Below are 1,145 nucleotides of genomic sequence, written 5' to 3'. Positions count from 1 at the left end.
AAACAAAGAGCAGCCTTTAATTAAAGGTTTGCTTTTTGTTTTCATCAATCATTTTAGTTATTATGGTAAGCAGAAAAAATAAAGTAAAAGTTATTATAGCTATTTAAGGATTTTATGTGTAATCTTACGCTTAAGAATCAGATGCGTCACCCTAAGGAATCCTTGGAGCGATCAAAATGCCTTTGTTAATTGCATGAACTGATAGAAAAGAAGCGCCCTCCGGCAACTTCTTTTCGCTTTTCCTATTCATACGTCAGATTTTCACTTACAAAATAATCATTTATATTTAGTCTCTTAAAAATGACAGCAGCGCTTCGTTAAATTCGTGTGCATGCGTGGCATTTAAGCCGTGTGGACCGCCTTTTATTAAAGCTAACTTGGAACCAGAAATGGCTTCATGCGTTCGCTTTCCGCTATATTCGAATGGAACAATTTCGTCTGCATCACCGTGAATAATAAGAGTAGGTATTGTAAACTTGGCTAGATCGGCTCTGAAATCCGTTTTGCTGAAAGCAGCTATACAGTCTAGTGTCCCTTTAGGCGATGCGGCGGCTGCAATATCGCGGTTGTAAAGTCGAAATGGTTCGCTGACTAAGTCATTTCCGTCTTCAACCCCAAAAAATGTTTTTGTAAAATCATCAAGGAAAGCTAAGCGATCATTTTTTACGCCGTTTTCAAATTCTTGGATTCCTGCATCATCTAATGCTCCTTCAGGATGATCTTCTGACTTATAAAGAAATGGTGGTACAGCTCCTGCAAATACAGCTTTTTCTACTCTATCTGTTCCGTAAGTTCCTACGTAACGAGCTACTTCTCCGCCGCCCATTGAAAACCCGACTAGTGTCACATTTGTTAAATCCAAATGTTCTAGCAGCTGATGTAAATCAGCAGCAAATGTTTCATAATCGTAGCCGTCCCATGGCTGAGAAGACTTTCCGAACCCTCGGCGGTCATACGTTATAACTCTGTATCCAGCCTCAACAAGAGCCGGAACTTGATATTCCCAAGACCGTCCGCTTAGCGGCCAGCCGTGAATTAAGACAACCGGCTTTCCTGTCCCGTGATCCTCGTAGTATAGTTCAATAGGTGCTTCATTTTCTTTTCCTACATTAATTTTTGCCATTTCGCTACCTCCAGTATATAGT

Annotated in this window: 1 protein-coding gene; it reads right to left on the bottom strand. The window is 40.4% G+C overall.

Features of this window, described 5'->3' with window-relative positions; translation table 11 throughout:
- Positions 1-286 precede the first annotated feature (286 nt).
- Positions 287-1,123 carry an alpha/beta fold hydrolase gene (locus AC1DRF_RS28945; protein ID WP_477742430.1) on the bottom strand — a complete coding sequence of 279 codons (837 nt, stop codon included), beginning with the start codon at positions 1,121-1,123 and terminating at the stop codon, positions 287-289.
- Positions 1,124-1,145: the final 22 nt, after the last annotated feature.

Source organism: Priestia sp. P5_B4 (assembly GCF_056400385.1).
The sequence above is the reverse complement of the archived record's forward strand: the minus strand, read 5'-3'. Positions and strand labels throughout refer to the sequence as shown.

What these genes read in the sequence shown, in the direction of transcription:
- AC1DRF_RS28945 (WP_477742430.1), bottom strand. Translation starts at nt 1,123, where the DNA reads ATGGCAAAAATTAATGTAGGAAAAGAAAATGAAGCACCTATTGAACTA.